The organism is Bradyrhizobium sp. SZCCHNRI1009 (assembly GCF_032487575.1).
Lineage (GTDB): Bacteria > Pseudomonadota > Alphaproteobacteria > Rhizobiales > Xanthobacteraceae > Bradyrhizobium.
The window spans coordinates 38,711-59,903 of record NZ_JAUEUL010000012.1 but is presented as its reverse complement, the minus strand read 5'-3'; the positions used below and the strand labels follow the sequence as shown (position 1 = coordinate 59,903).

Annotated in this window: 21 protein-coding genes; 11 read left to right on the top strand and 10 right to left on the bottom strand. The window is 66.4% G+C overall.

Annotation, left to right across the window (positions count from 1 at the left end; all coding sequences use genetic code 11):
* Positions 1-2: 2 nt before the first annotated feature.
* The 3 genes from pstC to QX010_RS21010 form a co-directional block, all read right to left on the bottom strand.
* Positions 3-1,001, bottom strand: a complete 999-nt coding sequence (gene pstC / locus QX010_RS21020; protein WP_315802053.1) for a phosphate ABC transporter permease subunit PstC — start codon at positions 999-1,001, stop codon at positions 3-5.
* A 97-nt stretch (positions 1,002-1,098) separates the two neighbouring features.
* Positions 1,099-2,109, bottom strand: coding sequence for a phosphate ABC transporter substrate-binding protein PstS (pstS, locus tag QX010_RS21015; protein WP_315802052.1), 1,011 nt, complete (start codon positions 2,107-2,109; stop codon positions 1,099-1,101).
* A gap of 1,015 nt (positions 2,110-3,124) precedes the next feature.
* Positions 3,125-4,054 carry a LysR family transcriptional regulator gene (locus QX010_RS21010; RefSeq protein WP_316181635.1) on the bottom strand — a complete coding sequence of 310 codons (930 nt, stop codon included), beginning with the start codon at positions 4,052-4,054 and terminating at the stop codon, positions 3,125-3,127.
* A gap of 117 nt (positions 4,055-4,171) precedes the next feature.
* On the opposite strand from QX010_RS21010, the gene QX010_RS21005 reads away from it, so the two are divergent.
* From QX010_RS21005 to QX010_RS20965, 9 genes are all read left to right on the top strand, one after another.
* A complete protein-coding gene (locus QX010_RS21005) occupies positions 4,172-4,498 on the top strand; it encodes a Dabb family protein (protein ID WP_316181634.1) in 327 nt (108 codons plus the stop codon).
* An 89-nt stretch (positions 4,499-4,587) separates the two neighbouring features.
* Positions 4,588-5,487: an NAD(P)-dependent oxidoreductase gene (locus QX010_RS21000; RefSeq protein ID WP_316181632.1), complete on the top strand. Its 900-nt coding sequence runs from the start codon at positions 4,588-4,590 to the stop codon at positions 5,485-5,487.
* A 13-nt stretch (positions 5,488-5,500) separates the two neighbouring features.
* Positions 5,501-6,385, top strand: coding sequence for an intradiol ring-cleavage dioxygenase (locus tag QX010_RS20995; RefSeq protein ID WP_316181630.1), 885 nt, complete (start codon positions 5,501-5,503; stop codon positions 6,383-6,385).
* Between the two features lie 64 nt (positions 6,386-6,449).
* Positions 6,450-7,844 (top strand): FAD-linked oxidase C-terminal domain-containing protein, encoded by a 1,395-nt coding sequence (locus QX010_RS20990; RefSeq protein ID WP_316181629.1) that lies wholly within the window; start codon positions 6,450-6,452, stop codon positions 7,842-7,844.
* Complete coding sequence (locus QX010_RS20985; RefSeq protein WP_316181628.1) at positions 7,841-9,364, top strand: sugar ABC transporter ATP-binding protein; 1,524 nt, start codon at positions 7,841-7,843, stop codon at positions 9,362-9,364. The genes QX010_RS20990 and QX010_RS20985 overlap by 4 nt, the downstream gene beginning before the upstream one ends.
* The gene (locus tag QX010_RS20980; RefSeq protein ID WP_316181626.1) at positions 9,357-10,307 is read left to right on the top strand and encodes an ABC transporter permease; all 951 of its coding nucleotides are present in this window, start codon (positions 9,357-9,359) and stop codon (positions 10,305-10,307) included. Before QX010_RS20985 ends, QX010_RS20980 begins: the two co-directional genes overlap by 8 nt.
* On the top strand, positions 10,304-11,281 hold the full coding sequence (locus QX010_RS20975) for an ABC transporter permease (RefSeq protein WP_316181624.1): 978 nt from the start codon (positions 10,304-10,306) through the stop codon (positions 11,279-11,281). Before QX010_RS20980 ends, QX010_RS20975 begins: the two co-directional genes overlap by 4 nt.
* A 38-nt stretch (positions 11,282-11,319) precedes the next feature.
* Positions 11,320-12,294, top strand: coding sequence for a sugar ABC transporter substrate-binding protein (locus QX010_RS20970; RefSeq protein ID WP_316181623.1), 975 nt, complete (start codon positions 11,320-11,322; stop codon positions 12,292-12,294).
* A gap of 66 nt (positions 12,295-12,360) precedes the next feature.
* Positions 12,361-12,648: a YciI family protein gene (locus QX010_RS20965; protein ID WP_316181621.1), complete on the top strand. Its 288-nt coding sequence runs from the start codon at positions 12,361-12,363 to the stop codon at positions 12,646-12,648.
* On the opposite strand, the gene QX010_RS20960 is transcribed toward QX010_RS20965, so the two are convergent.
* The 7 genes from QX010_RS20960 to QX010_RS20930 all read right to left on the bottom strand — a co-directional run bounded on the left by QX010_RS20960 (position 12,649) and on the right by QX010_RS20930 (position 19,745).
* A complete protein-coding gene (locus QX010_RS20960; RefSeq protein WP_316181619.1) occupies positions 12,649-13,542 on the bottom strand; it encodes an NAD(P)-dependent oxidoreductase in 894 nt (297 codons plus the stop codon). It abuts the gene before it with no gap.
* A complete protein-coding gene (locus tag QX010_RS20955; protein ID WP_315713518.1) occupies positions 13,539-13,943 on the bottom strand; it encodes a carboxymuconolactone decarboxylase family protein in 405 nt (134 codons plus the stop codon). The genes QX010_RS20960 and QX010_RS20955 overlap by 4 nt, the downstream gene beginning before the upstream one ends.
* Before the next feature lie 125 nt (positions 13,944-14,068).
* On the bottom strand, positions 14,069-15,529 hold the full coding sequence (locus tag QX010_RS20950; RefSeq protein ID WP_316181617.1) for an aldehyde dehydrogenase family protein: 1,461 nt from the start codon (positions 15,527-15,529) through the stop codon (positions 14,069-14,071).
* A 355-nt stretch (positions 15,530-15,884) separates the two neighbouring features.
* Entirely contained in the window at positions 15,885-16,862 is a 978-nt protein-coding gene (locus QX010_RS20945) for a HEAT repeat domain-containing protein (protein WP_316181615.1), read from the bottom strand.
* A gap of 2 nt (positions 16,863-16,864) precedes the next feature.
* Positions 16,865-17,098 carry a ferredoxin family protein gene (locus QX010_RS20940; protein ID WP_006609939.1) on the bottom strand — a complete coding sequence of 78 codons (234 nt, stop codon included), beginning with the start codon at positions 17,096-17,098 and terminating at the stop codon, positions 16,865-16,867.
* Between the two features lie 21 nt (positions 17,099-17,119).
* Entirely contained in the window at positions 17,120-18,862 is a 1,743-nt protein-coding gene (locus QX010_RS20935) for a fumarate reductase/succinate dehydrogenase flavoprotein subunit (RefSeq protein ID WP_316181613.1), read from the bottom strand.
* Between the two features lie 109 nt (positions 18,863-18,971).
* A complete protein-coding gene (locus tag QX010_RS20930; protein ID WP_316181611.1) occupies positions 18,972-19,745 on the bottom strand; it encodes a ferredoxin--NADP reductase in 774 nt (257 codons plus the stop codon).
* A gap of 253 nt (positions 19,746-19,998) precedes the next feature.
* On the opposite strand from QX010_RS20930, the gene QX010_RS20925 reads away from it, so the two are divergent.
* Both QX010_RS20925 and QX010_RS20920 read left to right on the top strand, forming a co-directional pair.
* Positions 19,999-20,289: a gamma-butyrobetaine hydroxylase-like domain-containing protein gene (locus QX010_RS20925; protein ID WP_316181609.1), complete on the top strand. Its 291-nt coding sequence runs from the start codon at positions 19,999-20,001 to the stop codon at positions 20,287-20,289.
* Positions 20,290-20,362: 73 nt separating this feature from the next.
* Positions 20,363-21,148: a Crp/Fnr family transcriptional regulator gene (locus QX010_RS20920; protein WP_316181607.1), complete on the top strand. Its 786-nt coding sequence runs from the start codon at positions 20,363-20,365 to the stop codon at positions 21,146-21,148.
* The last annotated feature ends 45 nt before the right edge of the window (positions 21,149-21,193 follow it).

The window sequence follows — 21,193 nt, the reverse complement described above, 5'->3', positions numbered from 1 at the left end:
GCTTATTTTCCCGCCTTGGCTTGGAGCCGCATGAGCATCAGGCGCGCGCTCGCCAGCACGAAGAAGGTGAGCACGAACAGCAGCAGGCCGAGCAGGATCAGGCTCGACTGGTGCAGGCCGTCACTCTCCTGGAATTCAGAGGCAATGGCGGCCGAGATCGTGGTGCCCGGCGCGAAGATCGACGATGAGATCCGGAACGAGTTGCCGATGATGAAGGTCACCGCCATCGTTTCGCCGAGCGCACGGCCCAGCGCCAGCATGACGCCGCCGATGACGCCGACACGGGTGTAGGGAATGACGACGCTGCGTACGACCTCCCAGGTGGTGCAGCCGACCCCGTAGGCCGCCTCCTTCAGCACCGGCGGCACGGTCTTGAACACGTCGACCGAGATCGAGGTGATGAAGGGCAGCACCATGATCGCCAGGATCAGCGAGGCATTGAACAGACTGAGATAGGACGGCGGACCGGCGAAGATGTCCTGCAGCACCGGGATGCCGGAGCAGAGATTGATCATGAACGGCTGGAACGTGTAGGCCAGGAACGGGCCCAGAACGAAGAAGCCCCACATGCCGTAGATGATCGAGGGAATGCCGGCGAGCAGCTCGATCGCAATGCCGATCGGACGGCGCAGCCATTGCGGGCACAGCTCGGTGAGGAAGATCGCAATGCCGAGACCCACCGGAATCGCGATCAGCATCGCGATGAAGGACGTGACCAGGGTGCCGTAGATCGGGCCGAGCGCCCCGAGCACCGGCGGATCGGCCGACGGCGCCCAGCGCCGCGTCCACAGGAATTCGAAGCCGTAGGCCTTCATCGCCGGCCAGGCGCCGATGATGAGAGAGATGATGATGCCGCCGAGGATCAACAGAACCGAGATCGCGGCGAGCCGGGTGATCCAGTAAAAGGTGACGTCGCCAAGCTTGAAGGCACTGAGCGCGCGCGCCCGGTCGTAGGGCCCGGCAGCAGCCGCGATGTCGCCGACTTCGGTCTGAACCGCCATCTCTGCCAATTCCGCCCCCTGTTCCTTGGACACGCCTCAACCCCGGTAGCACCCCTCCCCCGGCGGCCGGGAGAGGGGAATTTTCGATACGTCCAGCTCAGCTCTTGATGTCGGCAGACCAGGTCTTCTCGATCAGCTTCACGACGCTGTCGGGCATCGGGATGTAGTCGAGCTCCTCGGCCATCTTGCCACCCTTCTCGAACGACCACTTGAAGAACTTGATCGCCTCGGCGGACGCGGCCTTGTCGGTCGGCTCCTTGTGCATCAGGATGAAGGTCGCGGCCGTCATCGGCCAGGACTTGTCGCCGGGCTGGTTGGCGAGGATCACGTAGTAGCCGGGGGCCTTGGTCCAATCGGCATTCGCGGCGGCGGCCTGGAAGGCCTCGACGGTCGGCTGCACGGTTTTGCCGGCCTTGTTCACCATGGCCGTGTAGGTCAGCTTGTTCTGCTTGGCATAGGCGTACTCGACATAGCCGATCGAGTTCTTGGTCTGGCCGATGTTGCCGGACACGCCCTCGTTGCCCTTGGCACCGACGCCGACCGGCCACTCGACCGCGGTGTTGAAGCCGATCTTGCTCTTCCAGTCGGCGCTCGCCTCGGAGAGATAATAGGTGAAGTTGAAGGTCGTACCCGAACCGTCGGAGCGGCGGACGACAGCGATCGCGTCCGACGGCAGCTTGACGCTGGGGTTGAGCTTCTTGATCGCGGCGTCATCCCACTTGGTGATCTTGCCGAGATAGATGTTGGCGAGCGTCTCGCCGTCCAGCACCATCTCGCCCGGCTTCACGCCCTCGAGGTTGACGACCGGCACGATGCCGCCCATCACCATCGGCCACTGCACCAGGCCGTCCTTCTCGAGCTGCTCGGCCTTGAGCGGAGCGTCGGTGGCGCCAAAGGTCACGGTCTTGGCCTGGATCTGCTTGATGCCGCCGCCGGAGCCGATCGACTGGTAGTTCAGACCGTTGCCGGTCTCCTTCTTGTAGGCGTCGGCCCACTTGGAATAGATCGGGAACGGGAACGTCGCGCCCGCACCGGTGATGTCGGCAGCGAACGCCGACGTCGATGCGGCGACCAAGCCGGCAGCGACGATAGCTTTGACGAAATTCATAGCTGGTCTCCATGCTCGGGAAGCGAAGCGCCATCTGCGCCCGATTGCGCTTCCCCGGCCGCTTTACGGGGCCTCAGTGTGGCTTTTATAAAGGTTCGATGACAGTCGGATGACAGTCACAAGCCGTTGATAATTCTTGATATTTAGAATTTGACCCGAGTTTTTACGGAGCGCGGGCGGGGTTTCATGCGGGCCTCCGCCCCTCGCCGTTTGCGAGCACTGCTCAACGAGATTGGAGGACCCGGCGATGCCGCGCGCAACCTCATCGACCCCATGCGGCCGCTGCGCCCGACGTGGAAGTTGCCACAAGGGGCCGCCAAATCATCGGTGTCGTTCCAGGCAAGGTCGGCGACGGGAAGCAGTGACGGCCGCCGACCCGGGACCCACTCTTGGCGGCCGGTCCATCATCGTGCCTCGAACTCCTCCCTGGGGTTATGGATCCCGGATCTGCGCGCGCTTTGCGCGCTTGTCCGGGACGACAGCGGAAAGGTTGGTTGGCCGCTCCGCCGCCTCATGACACGCGTCATCGCGCCCCACGGCACACCGTGCCCGAGGTGATGCATCGATCATATCGCCCTGAAACGAGAGGGCGCGAGGAAGGCCGGACCTCGGCTGAGGCCCGTGGCCCGCCTGCTCAAAAGAATGCAGGCGGCAGGTACCACAGGTACAGCCGGACAGACCCGGCCTTCCCCGCGCGATGGCTTTACGGTGTCCTTCGTGCTCTCCCTGGGGATCGGCTTTCTTGCCCCCATCGCCCGCGCGTGCCGTCAGGCAACCACCGCAGACTTGACCTCAGCGTCGAGAGGCCAGGACCACACGACTTCGCCGTCCGTGCCAACCGCGCTCGTCTGGCGCAGCCGTCACGTCCATCGCAGCCCACCTCAACGTATCGTGACGACGCGTACGTCCCTCTGCTCGAGGCGGGTTGCACGCAAGAGAACATGATTTCAGAAAAATAGCAAGCTATTTATTTTTTTCGGAACACACCCTCCCCCCCGGCACGCGGGGCATCGGCTCAATCCGGCTTCGGCGGCTCGATCCAGATCCCAGGGTCGGAATGGGTCCGGATGTGGTCGACGAGGAAATCGGCGAACACCCTGATCTTGGCCGGCAGCCTGACGCGGTTCTGGTAGGCAATGTTCATCGTCAGGAGCGGCAGCTCCCAGTCGAGCAGGACCGGCACCAGCCGGCCGGCCAGAATGTCGCCCTGCACGATGTAGAGCGGCTGAATCAGGATGCCGAGCCCGGCCAGCGCCGCGCCCCTGATCACCTGGCCGTCATTGCTGTCGAGCGTCGGCGCGATCCGGATGCTCTGGGCCGTCGTTCCGTTGCGCAGGGACAGGGAATAGGGATCGTTGGCAAGGTTGTAGATCAGCATGTCGTGGCGCACGAGATCGGCGGGAACGACGGGGCGGCCGCGGCTGGCGAGATAGGACGGCGCCGCCGCCAGCACACGCCGCATCTGCCCGATGCGGCGGGCGACGATGCCCGAGTCCGGCTCATGCTCGCGGGTGCGGATCGCGACGTCGATGCCCGCCTCGATGAAATCCGGATAGCGGTTGGCGGCGATGATCTGCAGGTTCAGCTTCGGATACATCGCGCGGAACGCCGGCAGCATCGGCGCGAGATAGATCGTCGCGAACGACAGCGAGCTGGTGACGCGCAGCATGCCCTGCGGCGACAGCGCGCGGTCGCTGACGGCGTCCTCGGCCTCGGCCAGCTCGTTGAGCAGCGTGCCACAGCGCTGCAGCAGCTCCTGCCCGGCTTCGGTCAGCCAGAGACGGCGGGTGTTGCGCTCGATCAGGCGCACCGCGAGCCGCTCCTCCAGCGCGCTGAGATGCCGGCTCGCCGCTGCGTTGGACATCCGCAAGGACTCGGCGGCCTTGGACAGGCTGCCCAGCTCCGCCGTCCTGGAAAACACTTCGAGCTGGAGCAGACGGTCCATTGTTGCGCCGAATTGTTACGCTGAGCGGAAAACAGAGTTACAATTTTTGGGCTTTATTTCCATTTCCTGCAAGGCAAAATCGCCCGACAAGAACAAGGCACAGGTGAGGACGCACGAATGACGGGGCCGATCAGGCACATCGTGATGTGGCGGCTACGCGCCGAGACGGCCGCCGACCGCGCCGCAGCCCGGCTCAAGGTCAAGACCCTGTTCGAGGGCCTCAAGGGCCGGATCGACGGCCTCACCCACATCGAGGTTGGTCTCGATGTCAGCGACGTCGACTACGCCTGCGACGTCGTCCTGTTCTCCGAATTCGCCAGCAGTGCCGCGCTGCACGCCTATGCCTCGCACCCCGAGCACCTGCGCGTGCGCGAGGAGCTCGGCGACATCAGGATCGGCCGCTTCCAGGTCGACTATCCCATCGCTGCGGCGACCGGCGCGTGACCGGGGCGTTCATCTTCGACGGCCTGCCCGGCCGCCCCCTGCCCGGCTCCAGACCACATGGCAGATCAAGCCAATGACGGACGGCATCGATGCCCCTTCCTGACCAACGCCTCGCCTTCATCGGCATCGGCAAGATCGGCCTGCCGATCGCGGCGCGGCTCGCCAAGGCCGGCTATGACGTCACGGCGTTCGATCCCAACGCCGAGCGGCTCTGCGAGGCGCGCGCGCTCGGCATCGTCGCTGCAACATCCGCGACGGAGGCGGCGCGTGACCATGCGGTGGTCATCGCGTCCCTGCCCGACGACACCGCGCTGCGCGCGGCGATGCTCGGCGACGGCGGAGTGATCGCGGCCATGGCACCGGGCGCGATCCTGATCGAGACCAGCACCGTGGGCGTCGACGCCTCGAGCGCAGTCGCCGCGGCCGCCGGCGCGCGCGATGTCGCTTATCTGCGCACGCCGATCTCCGGCAATGCCAGCATCGCCCACACCGGCGAGCTGACCTGCTTCGTGTCCGGGCCGAAAGCGGCCTTCGCGCGGATCACGCCGCTGCTGCAGGCTTTCACGCGCGCGCAGACCTATCTCGGCGCGGCCGAAGAGGCGCGCTATGCCAAGCTCGCCGTCAACCTGATGATCGCGACGACCGCGGCGATGATGGCCGAGAGCCTGGCGCTGGCGCGCAAGGGCGGCATCGCCTGGCCGGACATCCTGCAGGTGCTGCACGACAGCGCGGTCGCCTCGCCGATGGTGAAGTACAAGACCGCGCCGCTGCTGGCGCGCGACTTTGCCGCGACGTTCTCCTGCGCGCAGATGGCCAAGGATCTCGATCTCATTCTCGGCGCCGGTCACGCCGTCGGCGTGCCGCTGCAGCTCGCGGCGCAGGTCCGCGAGACCTATGCCGCGCTGATCGCGCAGGGCGAGGCCACGACCGATTTCCTTGCCACTGTCCGTCATGTCGAACGGCTGTCCGGGCTCGGCGAGCCCGTCTGAAAGGAGCCGCCTCGTGCGCAACTTCAACGAGACCACGATCACGGATGCCGTGCTCGACCGCCTGGCGGGCGCGAGCGATGCGCGCATCAAGCAGATCAGCGAGGCGCTGGTGCGCCATCTCCATGCTTTCGTGCGCGAGGTCCGTCCGACCCAGCAGGAATGGGAGTTCGGCATCGACTTCCTCACCCGCACCGGGCAGATGTGCGACGACAAGCGCCAGGAATTCATCCTGCTGTCTGACACGCTCGGCGTCTCCATGCTGGTCGACGCCATCAATCATCCCGTGCCTGAAGGCGCCACCGAGACCACCGTGCTCGGCCCGTTCTTCGTCCAGGCCGCGCCGGAACGCGCCAATGGCGACGACATCTCTGGACCGATGAAGGGCGATCCGCTGCTGGTGACCGGCTCGGTGTCGCGCGCGGACGGCGGGCCGCTCGCGGGCGCCGTGGTCGACGTCTGGCACTCCGACGATGACGGCTATTACGACGTGCAGCGGCTCGAGCAGATCGGCGATCTCGCGATGCGCGCGCGCTTCCGCACCGATGCCGACGGCCGCTTCCATTTCTGGTCGATCAAGCCCGCCGCCTACCCGATCCCCAATGACGGGCCGGTCGGCGACATGCTGGCGGCGCAGGGACGGCATCCGTGGCGGCCGGCGCATGTGCATTTCATGATCTCGGCGCCGGGCTTCGAGCGGCTGGTGACCCATGTGTTCGTCGCCGGCGACCAGTATCTCGATTCCGACGTCGTGTTCGGCGTCAAGGACAGCCTGATCCGCGACTTCACGCGCTGCCCGCCGGGCCGTGCGCCAGATGGCCGCATGGTGGCGGAGGGATATTTCCATCTCAACTACGACTTCGGCCTGAAAGCGCTTGCGGAGCGCGGCGATCGGGCTTGAGCTGAGCGGACGACAAGGACCGTCAAGAGTCCTGTCGTCGTCGAGGAAGCGGACGGGAGGAACGATGGAGTTGCGGGTCGGCACCGGCGCATTGGCCGAACGGCTTTCGTGCCTGATCGGACCACGCGCGAGCGTCGCGCGCGGCGTGCTGGATCAGCACGGCCGCAGCGAGTCGTATTATCCCGCGATGCCGCCCGACATCGTCGTATTCCCGGAGACGACGCAGGAGGTCAGCGCCATCGTCGGGCTGTGCGCCGAGGCCGGCATGCCGATCGTGCCGTTCGGCGCCGGCACCTCGCTCGAAGGCAATGCCGCGGCGGCCGCGGGTGGCGTCTGTTTCGACTTCGCTCGCATGAACAAGGTGCTGGCCGTGCATGAGGCCGACATGGACGTCGTGGTGCAGCCCGGCATCACCCGCAAGCAGCTCAATGCGGAGCTGCGCACGACCGGCCTGTTCTTTCCGATCGATCCCGGCGCCGACGCCTCGATCGGCGGCATGAGCTCGACCCGCGCCTCCGGCACCATGGCGGTGCGCTACGGCACCATGAAGGACAACGTCCTCGCATTGGAGGTGGTGCTGGCCGACGGCCGGGTGATCCGCACCGCGAAGCGTGCGCGCAAATCGGCCGCCGGCTACGACCTGACGCGGCTGTTCGTCGGATCGGAGGGGACGCTCGGCGTGATCACCGAGATCACGCTGAAATTGCATCCGCTGCCCCAGGCGATCTCGGCCGCGACCTGCAGCTTCCCGACCCTGCACGACGCGGTCGACACCGCGATCGCCCTGATCCAGTCGGCGGTCCCCGCCGCCCGCATCGAGCTCGTCGACGACGTCATGATGCGCGGCATCAACGCCTACTCCAAGCTCGGCTATCGGGAAGCGCCAACCTTGTTCCTCGAATTCCACGGCTCCGAGGCGGCCGTCGCCGAGCAGGCGCAGACGGCGGAGGCGATCGCGACCGAGCATGGCGGCCGCGGCTTCGCCTGGGCCAAGGCGGCCGAGGACCGCAGCCGGCTGTGGCACGCGCGCGACAACACGCTGTACGCCGGCCTGGGCCTGCGGCCCGGTGCGCGCGCCGTCATCACCGATGTCTGCGTGCCGATCTCGCGGCTCGCCGAGTGCCTGACCGAGACGCGCCGGGACGCCGACGCCAGCGGCTTCCTCGCGCCGATCGTCGGCCATGTCGGCGACGGCAATTTCCACATGCTGATCCTGGTCGATCCCAGCGATGACAGCGAGCTCGCCGGCGCCAAGGCGCTGCAGGCGCGCATGGTGGCGCGCGCGATCGCGATGGACGGCACCTGCACCGGCGAGCACGGCATCGGCCTCGGCAAGATCGACTATCTCGAGGACGAGCTCGGCGGGGCCGTCGCCGTGATGCGCGCCATCAAGGCCGCGCTCGATCCCGCCGGCCTGATGAATCCGGGCAAGATCTTCGCGGGCGGAGCACCGTCATGAGCGCGGCGGCCGCCATCGCAGCTCCATCGCCCGCGCCGCTGCTGGAGCTGCGCGGCATCAGCAAGTCGTTTCCGGGCGTCAAGGCGCTGGACGACGTGTCGTTCGCGATCTACCCGGGCGAAGTCCACATGCTGCTCGGCGAGAACGGCGCCGGCAAATCCAGCCTGATGAAGGTGCTGTGCGGCGCCTACAGCGCCGATGCCGGCGAGATCATCTCCAAGGGCGCGAAGGTCGAGATATCATCGACGGCCGACGCGCAGAAGCTCGGCATCGCCGTCATCTTCCAGGAATTCTCGCTGGTGCCGTTCCTCGACATCGCGCAGAATATCTATCTCGGCCGCGAACCCAGAGGCCGGCTCCCCGGCACCATCGACCGCCGCAAGATCCTGGCCGATGCCAAGCGCGTGCTCGAGGGCATCGGCTTCGACATCGATCCCTCCGTCATCGTCGACACGCTCGGCGTCGCGCAGCAGCAGATGGTGGAGATTGCCAAGGCGATCAGCCAGAATGCGCGGATCCTGGTGATGGACGAGCCGACCGCGGCGCTGTCCGACCGCGAGGCGGAGCTGCTGTTCGCGCTGATCAGGCGGCTGAAGGCCGACGGCGTCGCCATCGTCTACATCTCGCACCGTATGGCCGAGGTGTTCGCGCTCGGCGACCGCATCACCGTGCTGCGTGACGGCCGCCGCATCGACGATCTCAGGCCCGCCGACGTCACCCCCGACCAGCTCGTGCGCATGATGGTCGGGCGCAATATCGACATGAGCTATCCGCGCCATTTCGTGGAAACGCCCGGCGAGCTCGTGCTGGAGGTCAAGGGGCTGAGCGCGCCGAGCGGGATTGCCGACATCAACATCGAGGTGCGGCGGGGCGAGATCGTCGGCCTGTGCGGTCTCGTTGGCTCCGGCCGCACCGAGGTGGCGCGCGCGATCTTCGGCGCCGATCCGGTCAGCGAAGGCGAGATCATCTTCGACGGCAAGCCGATCGCGGGCGAGCCCGACATCGCCGCGCGCCGCGGCATCGCGCTGATCCCCGAGAGCCGCAAGAGCGAGGGCCTGGCGCTGCTGCGCTCGGTCGGCGACAACCTCGTGGTGTCGGCGCTGAAGAAGCTGTTTCCGAGCGGGCTGTACGATCCCCGCGGCGCGCAGCGCACGGCCGACGGGCTGATCCGGCAGTTGCGCATCGCAACGCCCACGGCGCGGCAGACGGTCGGCCTGCTCTCAGGCGGCAACCAGCAGAAGGTCGTGATCGGCAAGTGGCTGGCGGCCGGCGCCAGGCTGTTCATCTTCGACGAGCCGACCCGCGGCATCGACGTCGGCGCCAAGTCGGAGATCTTCGCGCTGATCGACCGGCTGGTCGCCGACGGCGCGGCCGCGCTGATGATCTCGTCCGAGCAGATCGAGATCTGCCACGTCTGCGACCGGGCCTATGTGATGCGCGAAGGCCGCATCGCCGGGCATTTGTCACGGGGCGAGCTGACCGAGGAGAATATCGTGCGACTGGGGATGCATGATGACTGACACCGCCATCGTCTCGCCGATCCGAACCTTGCAGCGCATTCCGGGCGTGGCGATCGTGCTGGTGCTGCTGATCGCGCTGTTCGGCGCGATCGCGCCCGGCTTCCTGTCGGCCGCAAACCTCTCCAACGTGCTGGTGCAGTCGACGATCCTGACCATGCTCGCGCTGCCGATGACCCTGATCATCATGACCGAAGGGCTCGACCTGTCGATGGGCGCGGTGCTGACCTTGACCTCGCTCTGCGTCGCCATCGTCTCGCTCGCGACCAAGTCGGTGCTGCTCGGCCTCGGCGCCGCGGTGCTGGCCGGCGCCGCGTTCGGCACCGTCAATGGCTGGCTGGTCGCGGTCGTCGGGATTCCGCCGTTCGTGGCGACGCTCGCCACGCTCGGCATGGCACAGGGACTGTCGCTGATCGTGAGCGACGGCCAGAGCGTGGTCGGCATTCCCCACGGCGTCCGCGACATCTATGCGGCGACGCTGCTCGGCGTCCCCGTGCCGATCGTGATGGGGCTTGCCACCTACGCCGTGTTTCACGGCCTGCTGTATCATACCAGGTTCGGCACCTACATCTTCGCGCTCGGCGGCAACCGCGAGGCGCTGCGCTATGCCGGCCTGTCGCCGACACGGCTCCTGATCGCGGTCTATGCGATCGGCGGCACGATGGCGGGCATCGCCGGTCTGCTGATGACCGCGCGGATGAACTCGGGACATCCGACCGCGGGGCTCGGGATGGAGTTCGACGCCATCGCGGCGGTCGCGGTCGGCGGCACGTCGTTCGAGCGCGGCAATGGCTGGCTGCTCGGCACCGTGCTCGGCGTCGTCGCCGTCGGCGTGCTGCGCAACGGGCTCAATCTGGTGTCCCTGCCCTCCTCGGTGCAGGTCGCCAGCGTCGGCGCGCTGGTCATCGTCGCCATGTTCCTCGACGGCCTGCGGAGCCGATCATGACCGACATCGCCAAGGACACGCTGCCGCCGCCGCGCTCGCTCCTGTCGCAGAACGCAGCGCAGGTGTTCTATCGCATGCTCGCCGCGCTGTTGATCTGCGCCGCGCTGACCGTGCTGAGCGACTCCTTCCTCAGCCTCGGCAACATCCTCAACGTGCTGAGGCAGGCGAGCCTGACCTTCTTCATCGCCTCCGGCCTCACCCTGGTGGTGCTGACCGCCGGCCTCGATCTGTCGGTCGGCGCCAACGTCGCGCTGTCGGCGTGTCTCGCCGGCACCGTGATCCATCAGACCGGCTCGCCCTTGCTCGGGATCCTGACCGGGCTGCTCGCCGGCGGCAGCGTCGGCTTCCTCAACGGCTTCATGGTCACGGCGCTGCGCATCCCCTCCTTCATCGCCACCTACGGCATGCTCTGGGTGCTGAACGGCGTCACCTATTGGTACATGGCGGGCGAGACCATCCACGGCTTTCCGGCCGGCTTCCGCCAGATCGGCAGCGGCTATCTGCTCGGGCTGCCAATCCCGGTCTATCTGCTGCTGGTGTTCCTCGCGATCGGATCGTTCTTCGCGCAGCGCACGATCTGGGGCCAGGAGATCTACGCGATCGGCGCCAATCCGGTCGCGGCGCGGCTGTCCGGCATTCCGGTCGCGCGCCGGCTGCTGCTGGTCTACACGGTGTCCGGCACCATGGCCGGGCTCGCCTCCATCATCTTCCTGTCGCGGCTCAACTCGGCCGAGGCCGACATCGGCGAGAGCCTGACCTTGCCGGCGATCGCCGCGGTGCTGATCGGCGGCACGTCGCTGTTCGGCGGCGTCGGCACCGTGTTCGGCACCTTCATCGGCGCCCTGATCCTGACGCTGGTGCTGAACGGCATGAACCTGCTCGCGATCAGCGCCAACTGGCAGCCGCTCGTCACCGGCATCATCGTGATCATAGCCGTCTGGCTCGACATGAAGACAAGGCGCCCGACGCAATGAACCTGCAATACAACCAAAAAACGAGGGAAGGAAACGACATGCAACATCGGATCACGCGCTGTCTCGCTCTGTCACTGCTGATCGCCGCGGGCGCGACGCAGGCCCGCGCCGACGGCGAGACCATCGCCGTCTTCAGCAAGAACCAGACCAATCCGTTCTTCCAGACGGTACGGGTCGGCGCCGACAACATGGCGAAGGTGCTCAACGCCAAGGTCCTGCACTACATCCCGACCAAGCCGGACTCGATCCCCGAGCAGCTCAGCCAGATCGAGGACGTCGTGGTGAAGAAGCCGAGCGCGATCGTGTTCACGCCGGTCGACTACAAGGCGATGGTGCCCGGCGTCGAGAAGATCAACGACGCCAAGATCCCCGTCGTCAACATCACCGACCGCTCGGCCGGCGGCAAGTTCATAGCCTTCGTCGGCGCCGACGACTACAGCCTGGGCCTTGAGACCGGACGTTTCCTGCTCAAGACGCTCGGCGGCAAGGGCAACATCGTCATCATCGAAGGCGTCAAGGGCTCGCTGACCAATGTCGACCGCGTGCGCGGCTTCAACGACGCGCTCAAGGAGAACCCCGGCGCCAAGCTGCTGGCGTCGCAGCCCGGCAACTATCAGCGCTTGCAGGCGCTGCAGGTGATGGAGAACCTGATGCAGTCCAACCCGCAGATCGACGGCGTGCTCGCCGCCAACGACGCGATGGCGGTCGGCGCGATCGAGGCGCTGGACGGCGCCAACCGCAAGGCGCAGGTGATCGGCATCAATGGCACCAAGGAGGCGATCGACGCGATCAAGTCCGGCAAGCTGCTCGCCAGCGGCGACTACAACGGCTTCGCCCAGGGCTGCCTCGGCACCATGATGGCCGTCCGCGCATTGCGCGGCCAGCCGGTGATCAACGAGATCGTGCTGAAGCCGACGGTCATCACCAAGGACAATTACCAGCCGTTCGACGTGGCGCTGGAACAGCGGACCTGCCCGAGCTTCGAGGATGCCGGCAAGCTCGGCGCGAAATAGGATCAGCCATCAGTCCGGAAGCGGGACGGCACGCCGCCGTCCTGCTTCGACTTGCGGAGAGAATTCATGCTGTTTGCGATTCATGCCCTCGACAAGCGCGACGCGCTGCCGGTTCGGCTTGCCAACTACGACGCGCACAAGGCCTATCTCGGCGACAGTGCCCGCCTTCCGGTCACCATCGTGATGTCCGGTCCGCTGGTTTCCGACGACGGATCGAAAATGATCGGAAGCCTGTTCCTGGTCGAGGCTGCCGGCCGCGCCGAGGTCGAAGCCTTCAATCGCGCCGACCCGTTCGCCGCGGCCGGCATCTGGGAAACGGTGACGATCACCGGATTCCTGCGGCGCCAGGGGTAGTCAGCCCTTCAGCTCGACCCCGGCCAATGCCTCGCTCAGCTTCGCCAGCGCCGTGTGGTCCTGGCCCGGACCGAGCAGGCCTTGCGCGCTGGCGCTGAGCTCGCGGCAGAGATTGGAGAACGGCGCGGCGACGCCGCTGGTGCGCGCGACCTCGAGCGCGATCGACAGGTCCTTCACCATCAGGTCGAGGCCGAAGCCGCTGTTGAACTGTCGCGACAGCACGAACTGCCTGAACTTCTTCTGCGTCGAGTTGTTCATGCCGGTCGAGGCGTTGAGCACGTCGGTCATCAGGCCGGGATCGATGCCGAACTGCTGGCCGATCAGCAGCGCCTCGATGCCGATCAGGAAGCCGCCAGCGGAGACGAGATTATTCAGCGCCTTCATCGCCTGGCCCGAGCCGAGGCCGCCGATACGGTGGATCGTCGTGCCCATGGCGCGCAGCAGCGGCTCGACGCGATCGAGCGCGGCGGCATCGCCGCCAGCCATGATCGCGAGCTCGCCGGTCACCGCGCGCGGCACGCCGCCGCTGACGGGCGCATCCAGCATGGTCACGCCGAGCGGGGCGAGATCGGCCGCAATCGCCTGCGTGGCCGCCGGCGCGCCGGAGCTCATGTCGATCAGGATGTGATCCTGCTTCAGGCCGGCGCGCAAAGCCGCGACCGCGTCCGCGACATGTTTGCTGGTCGGCAGCATCGTGATGACGACATCCGCCTGCCCCGCGGCCACAGCGAGATCCGCGGCCAAGGTGCCGCCGACCTGGCGCACGAAATCTTCGGCGCGCCCGGGCACGGCATCATTGACGGCAACCGCAAAGCCGGCGCCGAGCAGGCGCGCGGCCATCGGCCAGCCCATGTTGCCGATACCGACGAACAGGACCCTTTGCGGGGCGCTCATGCGCCGTCCTTCTTGGCGATGGCGCCCTCCGCGACCAGCACCTCATGGGCCGCCTTGAACGCCTCGAGGCCCGCGGGAATGCCGCAATACACGGTTGCGTGCAGCAGGATCTCCTTGATCTCGTCGACCGTGACGCCGTTGGTGAGCGCGCCCTTGACGTGCAGCTTCAATTCGCTCGGCTTGCTGAGCGCGGTCAGCATTGCGAGATTGATGATGCTGCGGGTGCGGCGATCGAGCCCGGGCCGGGTCCAGGCATAGCCCCAGCACATTTCGGTGGTGATGTGCTGGAACGCCATCATGAAGTCGTCGGCCTTGGCGAGGCTGCCATCGACATAGGCCGCGCCGAGCACCTCGCGGCGCACCTTCAGGCCCTTCTCGAACAATTCCTTTTCGTCGCTCATCCGCTCGTCTCCCTTTTAACACCTGACGTCATTAGCGCTTCGCCGCGCGGACTGACAACAACGCCGCACGGCATGCGTCGTCGCGTCCGTGCGGCGGAATTGACCGGAGCCCCGGCTCCACTGATCTAGCCGTGCTTGACGATCAGGGTCTTCATCGCGGCGAGCTCGTACAGCGCCTCGAAGCCCTTCTCGCGGCCGTGGCCCGACTTCTTCATGCCGCCGAACGGCAGCTCGATGCCGCCGCCGGCGCCGTAGCCGTTGACGAACATCTGGCCGACCTTGACCTTGCGCGCGACGCGCATCGCGCGCGAGCCGTCGCGCGACCAGACGCCGGCGACCAGGCCGAAATCGGTGGCGTTGGCGAGCCTGACGGCGTCGGCCTCGTCGTCGAACGGCATCGCCGCCAGCACCGGACCGAACACCTCCTCGCGCGCCAGCTCGGAGTCGCGCGCGACGTGCTGATACAGTGCCGGTGCGACGTAGAAGCCCTCGCCGGGCACGCCTTCGGCGATCCTGCCTGTCGCCACGCGCCTGGCCCCGCCGCTTTCGGCGCGCGCCAGCATGTTTTCGATCCGCGTCTTCTGGACCGCGCTGATGACCGGGCCGAGATCGAGGTCCATCTCCGGCGTACCGGCCGTGATCTTCTCGAAGCGCAAGGTGAGGTCGGCGAGGAAGCGGTCCCAGATCGAGCGCTCCACCAGCACGCGCGAGCCGGCCGAGCAGGTCTGGCCGGCGTTCTGCACGATCGCCGCGGCCACCGAAGTCAATGCCGCATCGAGATCGGCGTCGGCGAACACGATCTGCGGCGACTTGCCGCCGAGCTCAAGCGTGCAGCCGATGTGATTCCTCGCAGCCGCGGTCTGCACCAGCGTGCCGACCTCGGGGCTGCCGGTGAAGGAGATGAAGTCGATGCCGTCATGCGCCGACAGCGCCGCACCCGCCTCCTCACCGAGACCCGGCACGACATTGATCGCACCGGCCGGGAAGCCGGCGTCCGCCGCGAGCTCGGCAAGACGCAGCGGCACCAGGCAGGCCTCCTCGGCCGGTTTGATCACGGTCGCGTTGCCCATCGCCAATGCCGGCGCGACGGTGCGGCCTAACATCTGCCCCGGATAATTCCATGGAATGATATGGCCGGTGACGCCGAGCGGCTCGTAGACGGTCGTGACGAAGAAGCCGTCCAGGAAAGGAATGGTGTCGCCATGCACCTTGTCGGCGGCGCCGCCGTAATATTCGAAATAGCGCGCGACGGCGACGACGTCAGCCCTGGCCTGCTTCATCGGCTTGCCGGTATCGGCCGCTTCGAGCTTCGCGAGCTCCTCGGCATGATCCTCGACGAGGCGGCCAAGCTTCGACAGCAGGCGCCCGCGCTCCACTGCGGCGAGCCGGCCCCACGGCCCTTCGAGCGCACGGCGCGCCGCCGCTACGGCAAGATCGATGTCCGCTGCGTCACCGGCGGCAATCGAGGCGATCACCTGGCCGGTCGCCGGCGCCAGCATCGCGATGGTGCGGCCCGACTGCGCGGGCTGCCACTTGTTGTCGATGAAGACGCCCTTGGCGGCAGGCAGTTTGACATTGGCGTTCATGGCAGCTCTCCGACTTCCTTTGCAGCTCGTCCGCGGGTCATCTCAGACCTTTGCACGGCGCATCCCCTCGAGCTGCGCGACAGCCGAGGCAAAGAAGGCGTGTGACCATGGCCGGATTGGCCGGCCGCTCCTCGTTTGCGCTGCAGCGGTGATGATGCCCGATGGATGCGTCCGACGTTTCTGTCAGACAATCCGGGAGCCGTCCAGAACCGGACGTGGGGTGCACGCGAACGTGCGGCGCGCGGCCCTGCGGGGCTCGCGCGCGATCGGCCGCGACATCATCGTCGCAAGACTCGTCATCTGGCTTGCCGCCTGGTCCGGCAGGCGGTCGGGAACGCTCGCGGCCGGCGCGCGATTACGCGCCGGTTCTCGCCTTGCTCGCCGCGATCTGGTGCAGCGCCCATCTCGCGTTCTTGCGAACGTCGGGATCGAGATCGTCGGCGACCAGCGCGAGGTACGGCTCGCCGTCGGGCGCCGCGATCTCGCCCAGCGCAGCCGCCGCCTCCTTGCGCAGATTGGCCTGCTCGTGGGTGATGCATTGGCCGATCGGCCGCACTGCATGCAGCACCTTCATGCGTCCGAGGCTGCGGATCGCCTTCAGGCGCACCTGCCAGAACTCATCCGCCAGGCAGGCGATCAACGGATCGGCGGCGACGGCACCATTGACGTTGAGCCCGAGCGTCTCGGCCGCCATCTCCCGCACCATCCAGTCGGAATCCCTGAGCGCGCGGGTGATGGTCTCCGCGGCGATCTTCATGTGCGAGAAGGCGAGCGCACTGACCGCCGCGCGGCGGACATGCGCATCGGGATCTCCGATCAGCGCCGTCAGCGCCGGAATCGACTCCTCGAGCTTGAGGAAGCCGATGACGCCGATCGCCTGCACGCGGACGGCGGCATCCGGATCCTGCAGTGCCTCCAGCGCCGGCTTGAGCGTGTCCTTGCGCCGCAGCTCCTTCAGCGCGCGCAGCGCGCCCATGCGGACGAAGGCATGCGCATGCTTCACCAGCGGCAGGATGGCGTCGGCCGAAGCGGGATCCTTGAACTCGGCGAGACTGTCGGCGGCCGCCGAGGCGACGATCCGCTCGGGATCGACGAGCAGCTGGACCAGCGCCTCCGCCGCCTCCGGCCCGTCGAACTCACCGAGCGCCATGGCGACCTGCTGGCGCACGCCGGCGTCGGGATCGGCGACCATCTTCGCCAGATGCGCGACCGCGGCGGGATCGCCGGAATGTCCCAATGCGATGATCGCGACCCGCCGCTCCGCCGGATCGGCGGCGCCGAGCCGCTCGTCGGCGTCGTCGAGATCGTCATAGGCTTCGAACGGGCTCGACATGATCACCTCAACAGATAGGGAATGTTGACGGTGACGGCGCCGGTCGGGCAATCCGCTTCGCAGGGCATGCAGTACCAGCATTCGTCATAGGCCATGAAGGCCTTGCCGGTCATGTCGCTGATCCTGAGCACGTCGAGCGGGCAGACGTCGACGCAGACCGTGCAGCCCTTGTCGGCGATGCATTTGGCGTCGTCGACGACGACCGGAACCGACGTCTGATAGGTGGCAAGAGGCATGTCTCGTTCTCCGTCTGATCGTCAGGCGCTGGCGCGGATGCGCTGCTTGTCGTAGAGGTCCTTCTCGTCGTCCGCGATCGGCACGACATAGGGTTGCACCGCCCGCTTCTCGCTGGTCATGCGGCCGTCCTGCTTGCTCAGCAGCGTGTGGCAGAACCAGTTCTCGTTGTCCTTGTCCGGAAAATCGGTGCGCCAGTGATAGAGCCCCCAGCGGCTCTCCTCGCGGAACAGCGAGGCATGGGCCGCCATATCAGCGCAATCCATGATCGACTGCACCTCCAGCGCGCGCAGCAGTTCATGCGCGTTGCGCGCGATCATGCGCTCCTGCATGTCCTCGCGGACCTCGGCGAGCCGGCGCATGCCGAGCTCGTACTTCCGCGTCACCTTCGGCGGCTGCAGATAGTCGTTGACGAGCCTCCGCGTCTTGTACTCGATCTGGTTCGGCGGAATGCCGTCCTCGCGCTTGGTCGGCGCCAGCACGCGCTCGCGCTCCAGCGCGACCTCGGCGGCATCGATTTCGCCGAAATCATGGTTGTCGGCGAACTCCATCGCGTCGAGCCCGGCGAACGACCCGTTGGTGAATGCGCCCAGCATGTAGTTGTGCGGAACGCTGGCCATGTCACCGGCCGCATAGAGCCCGGGCACGGTCGTGCGGGCATTGTCGTCGACGAACACGCCCGACGCGCTGTGGCCTGAGCAGAAGCCGATCTCGGAGATGTGCATCTCGATCGATTCCTTGCGGTAGTCGACGCCGCGGCCCTCCTGGAACAGCCCGCGCGTGGGTCGCTCGACCTTGTGCAGGGTGTGCTCGATCTCCTCGATGGTCTTGTCGTGCAGGTGCTTGAGCTGCAGGAACACGGGCCCCTTGCCCGACAGCAGCTCGTTGTAGAACTCCAGCATCATCTGGCCCGACCAATAGTCGCACTCGATGAAGCGGCGGTCCTCGTTGTTGGCGGTGTAGGCGCCGAAGGGCCCGGCGACATAGGCGCAGGCCGGGCCGTTATAATCCTTGATCAGCGGATTGATCTGGAAGCATTCGAGATTGGCGAGCGCGGCACCCGCGTGATAGGCCATCGCATAGCCGTCGCCGGAATTGGCGGCGTTCTCATAGGTACCAAACATGTAGCCCGACGTCGGCAGGCCGAGCCGGCCGGCAGCGCCCATGCACAGGATCACCGCCTTGGCCTTGATCACCAGCATCTCGGCCGTGCGGGTGTTGACGCTGACGGCGCCGGCGATGCGGCCATCGCTCGACTTCAAGAGCCGCGTCGCCATGTAGCGGTTGGAGATCAGGATGCGCGCGCGGCGCAACTGACGGTACAACGCCTTCTTGACGGTCTCGCCGTTCGGCATCGGCAGCACATAGGTACCGATGTGGTGAACCTTCTTGACGGCGTAGTCGCCGTTCTCGTTTTTGAGAAAGCGGATGCCGAAGCTGTCGAGCTCCTCGATGATCCCGTAGCAGCTCTGGGCGTATTTATACACCGCCTTCTGGTCCACGATGCCGTCATTGGCGATCGTGATTTCCTTGGTGTACTGCTCCGGCGTCGCGTAGCCGGGGATGACCGCGTTGTTCAGCCCGTCCATGCCCATCGAGATCGCGCCGGAGCGCTTGACGTTCGCCTTCTCCAGCAGAACGACGTTGGCCTTCGGATTCTTCATCTTGGCCTTCAGGGCGGCCATCGGGCCGGCGGTGCCGCCGCCGATCACCAGCACGTCGCAGGACACCTCCGAGAGGCCGTCGACGATCTCATCCATTGCCATTCTAAGCTCCTGCTTGGCCGGGAAACCACCGGTCCGTGTCAGAGTTGTTCAGCGGCGCGCCCGGCGATAGCAATTAGTTGTCGCCGGGACGCAATTCTTCCGCCGGCGCTCAGCGCTCGACGAACGCCTTCTCGACCACGAAATGGCCGGGCGTGCTGTGGTTGCCCTCGACGAAGCCGCGGTCCTCCAGCATGGCCTGGAGCTCGGCCAGCATCGCCGGGCTGCCGCAGAGCATGACGCGGTCGGTCTCGACATCGAGGTCGGGGCCGCCGATGTCGGCGAACATCTGCCCCGATGCGATCAGATCGGTGATGCGTCCACGGTTACGGAACGGCTCGCGGGTCACCGTGGGGTAATGAAGCAGCCGGTCTCGGACCAGGGGGCCGAAGAATTCATGGCCGCGCAGGCTGTCGACGAGCTGCTCGCCATAGGCGAGCTCCGAGACCTGGCGGCAGCCATGGGCCAGAATGATGGTCTCATAGGTCTCGTAGATGTCGGGATCCTTGACCAGGCTGGCGAACGGCGCCAGCCCGGTGCCGGTCGACAGCAGCAGCAGACGCCTGCCGGGAATGAGGTTGCCCGCGATCAGCGTTCCCGTCGCCTTGCGCCCGACGAGGATGCGATCACCCTCCTTGATCTTCTGCAGCCGTGAGGTCAGCGGCCCGTCCGCGACCTTGATGCTGAAGAACTCCAGCTCCTCCTCGTGATTGGCGCTCGCCATGCTGTAGGCGCGCAGCAGCGGCCGGCCGTCGACCTCCAGTCCGATCATCGCGAACTGCCCGTTCTGGAAGCGGAAGCCCGGATCACGCGTGGCGGTGAAGCTGAACAGCGAATCGGTCCAGTGCCGGACCGACAACACCGTCTCGGTCTGAAAAGCGCTCATCGTCGTCTCCTAAAGGCGCGGGACGCGCCGTGTGGCGGTTGCTGAGCACGATCTCGCGGAAACGGCGCCGTCCGGCAATTTCGAACGTGCTGCGACGGTCGATTAGTTGCGAAGATTGTTCCAGGAAAAGCCGAGCGCGCCCAACGAAGCAGCAGCGCTCGACAATCCGTCGAACGAGGCAATTAGTTGCTGGGTGCTCCGAACCGTCTCCCCTAGCGTGATGACACCGGCCTCGGCACAACCAGGAGGAGCCATGATTGCAGCCGACATCGCTGACGGCGAGGTCAGTCCCGACCTGGCATCATTGCGGCTACGGAACGCGAGCGGCGCACCCGCGGTGCTGTCCGCCGAACGGCTGCGCCTGTCCTGCATGTGCGCGCATTGCAGGCGGGCCCGCTTCGACGGCCGCTTCCCGTCGCAATTTCCCGGGATCGGCATCGTGGGGGTCGGTGACCTCGGCTACGGCCTGAACATCGCGTTTTCCGACGGCCATAATCGTGGCATCTATCCGAAATCATACCTCTGGGAACTCGCTGCCGTTTGAGGCCCTCACGCGGCGACGGATGGCACGAACATTGCTCCGCTTCTGATCAGTATGATCAATGCGGAGGCAAGACATGTTGCTGCAGGCGGCCAAATCAGCTGCGGAAGCCGTGCCCTCTCCCATGACCTCAGCACGCGCGGTGACCAGTTCGTCGCTCCTGCTCACCGAAAGTCAGCAATCCATCGGCGGCCCGCCGTCGCTGATCGAAAGGCTCAGCCTGCGCGAGCGTGAGCTGGTGCTGAAGCAGGGCCGCCGCAAGGTCCTGAACCGCGGCCAGACGCTGTTCAGTCAGGGCGCCCGGCACGACGGCATTTTCCTGGTCGAGAGCGGCCGCATCCGCGTGTTCTACACGTCCCCGCAGGGGCGCGAGATCACGCTGGCCTATTGGCATGTCGGCAATTTCGTCGGCGGTCCCGAAGTGTTCGACACCGGCGTGCATCAATGGTCCGGCATCGCGGCCAGCAATGCCAGCGTGATCCAGCTTCCGGGCAAGGAGCTGCGAACGCTGGTGGCGGAGATCCCCAATCTGGCGATCGGACTGATCGAAGGGTTGAGCTTCAAGGGAAAATGCTACTCCGCCCTGGCCCAGATGCTGGGGACCCGTTCGATCACCGAGCGGCTCGCCCATCTGCTGCTGCATCTCGTCGACCTCTATGGCGTCGACGATCCCGACGGCAAGGTCATTGCCGCGGCCTTCACCCATGCCGACATCGCCCACATGGTCGGCGCGACGCGGCAGTGGGTGACGATCAGCCTCAAGCGGATGCAGGAAAAGAATATCGTCCGTACCAGGCGGTCGCAGATCGTGGTCTGCCGGCCCGACGTCCTGGACGAGATGCGCGGCCAGGCCGCGGATTAGCCGGCCTGCTCATGCAAGCGGCTGTCATGAGCGAAATTGCCCAAG

Bases quoted from the DNA above. Each gene is read 5' to 3' on its own strand.
- pstC (WP_315802053.1), bottom strand. From the start codon at position 1,001: ATGGCGGTTCAGACCGAAGTCGGCGACATCGCGGCTGCTGCCGGGCCC.
- pstS (WP_315802052.1), bottom strand. From the start codon at position 2,109: ATGAATTTCGTCAAAGCTATCGTCGCTGCCGGCTTGGTCGCCGCATCG.
- QX010_RS21010 (WP_316181635.1), bottom strand. From the start codon at position 4,054: ATGGACCGTCTGCTCCAGCTCGAAGTGTTTTCCAGGACGGCGGAGCTG.
- QX010_RS21005 (WP_316181634.1), top strand. From the start codon at position 4,172: ATGACGGGGCCGATCAGGCACATCGTGATGTGGCGGCTACGCGCCGAG.
- QX010_RS21000 (WP_316181632.1), top strand. From the start codon at position 4,588: ATGCCCCTTCCTGACCAACGCCTCGCCTTCATCGGCATCGGCAAGATC.
- QX010_RS20990 (WP_316181629.1), top strand. From the start codon at position 6,450: ATGGAGTTGCGGGTCGGCACCGGCGCATTGGCCGAACGGCTTTCGTGC.
- QX010_RS20985 (WP_316181628.1), top strand. From the start codon at position 7,841: ATGAGCGCGGCGGCCGCCATCGCAGCTCCATCGCCCGCGCCGCTGCTG.
- QX010_RS20980 (WP_316181626.1), top strand. From the start codon at position 9,357: ATGACTGACACCGCCATCGTCTCGCCGATCCGAACCTTGCAGCGCATT.
- QX010_RS20975 (WP_316181624.1), top strand. From the start codon at position 10,304: ATGACCGACATCGCCAAGGACACGCTGCCGCCGCCGCGCTCGCTCCTG.
- QX010_RS20970 (WP_316181623.1), top strand. From the start codon at position 11,320: ATGCAACATCGGATCACGCGCTGTCTCGCTCTGTCACTGCTGATCGCC.
- QX010_RS20965 (WP_316181621.1), top strand. From the start codon at position 12,361: ATGCTGTTTGCGATTCATGCCCTCGACAAGCGCGACGCGCTGCCGGTT.
- QX010_RS20960 (WP_316181619.1), bottom strand. From the start codon at position 13,542: ATGAGCGCCCCGCAAAGGGTCCTGTTCGTCGGTATCGGCAACATGGGC.
- QX010_RS20955 (WP_315713518.1), bottom strand. From the start codon at position 13,943: ATGAGCGACGAAAAGGAATTGTTCGAGAAGGGCCTGAAGGTGCGCCGC.
- QX010_RS20950 (WP_316181617.1), bottom strand. From the start codon at position 15,529: ATGAACGCCAATGTCAAACTGCCTGCCGCCAAGGGCGTCTTCATCGAC.
- QX010_RS20945 (WP_316181615.1), bottom strand. From the start codon at position 16,862: ATGTCGAGCCCGTTCGAAGCCTATGACGATCTCGACGACGCCGACGAG.
- QX010_RS20940 (WP_006609939.1), bottom strand. From the start codon at position 17,098: ATGCCTCTTGCCACCTATCAGACGTCGGTTCCGGTCGTCGTCGACGAC.
- QX010_RS20935 (WP_316181613.1), bottom strand. From the start codon at position 18,862: ATGGCAATGGATGAGATCGTCGACGGCCTCTCGGAGGTGTCCTGCGAC.
- QX010_RS20930 (WP_316181611.1), bottom strand. From the start codon at position 19,745: ATGAGCGCTTTTCAGACCGAGACGGTGTTGTCGGTCCGGCACTGGACC.
- QX010_RS20925 (WP_316181609.1), top strand. From the start codon at position 19,999: ATGATTGCAGCCGACATCGCTGACGGCGAGGTCAGTCCCGACCTGGCA.
- QX010_RS20920 (WP_316181607.1), top strand. From the start codon at position 20,363: ATGTTGCTGCAGGCGGCCAAATCAGCTGCGGAAGCCGTGCCCTCTCCC.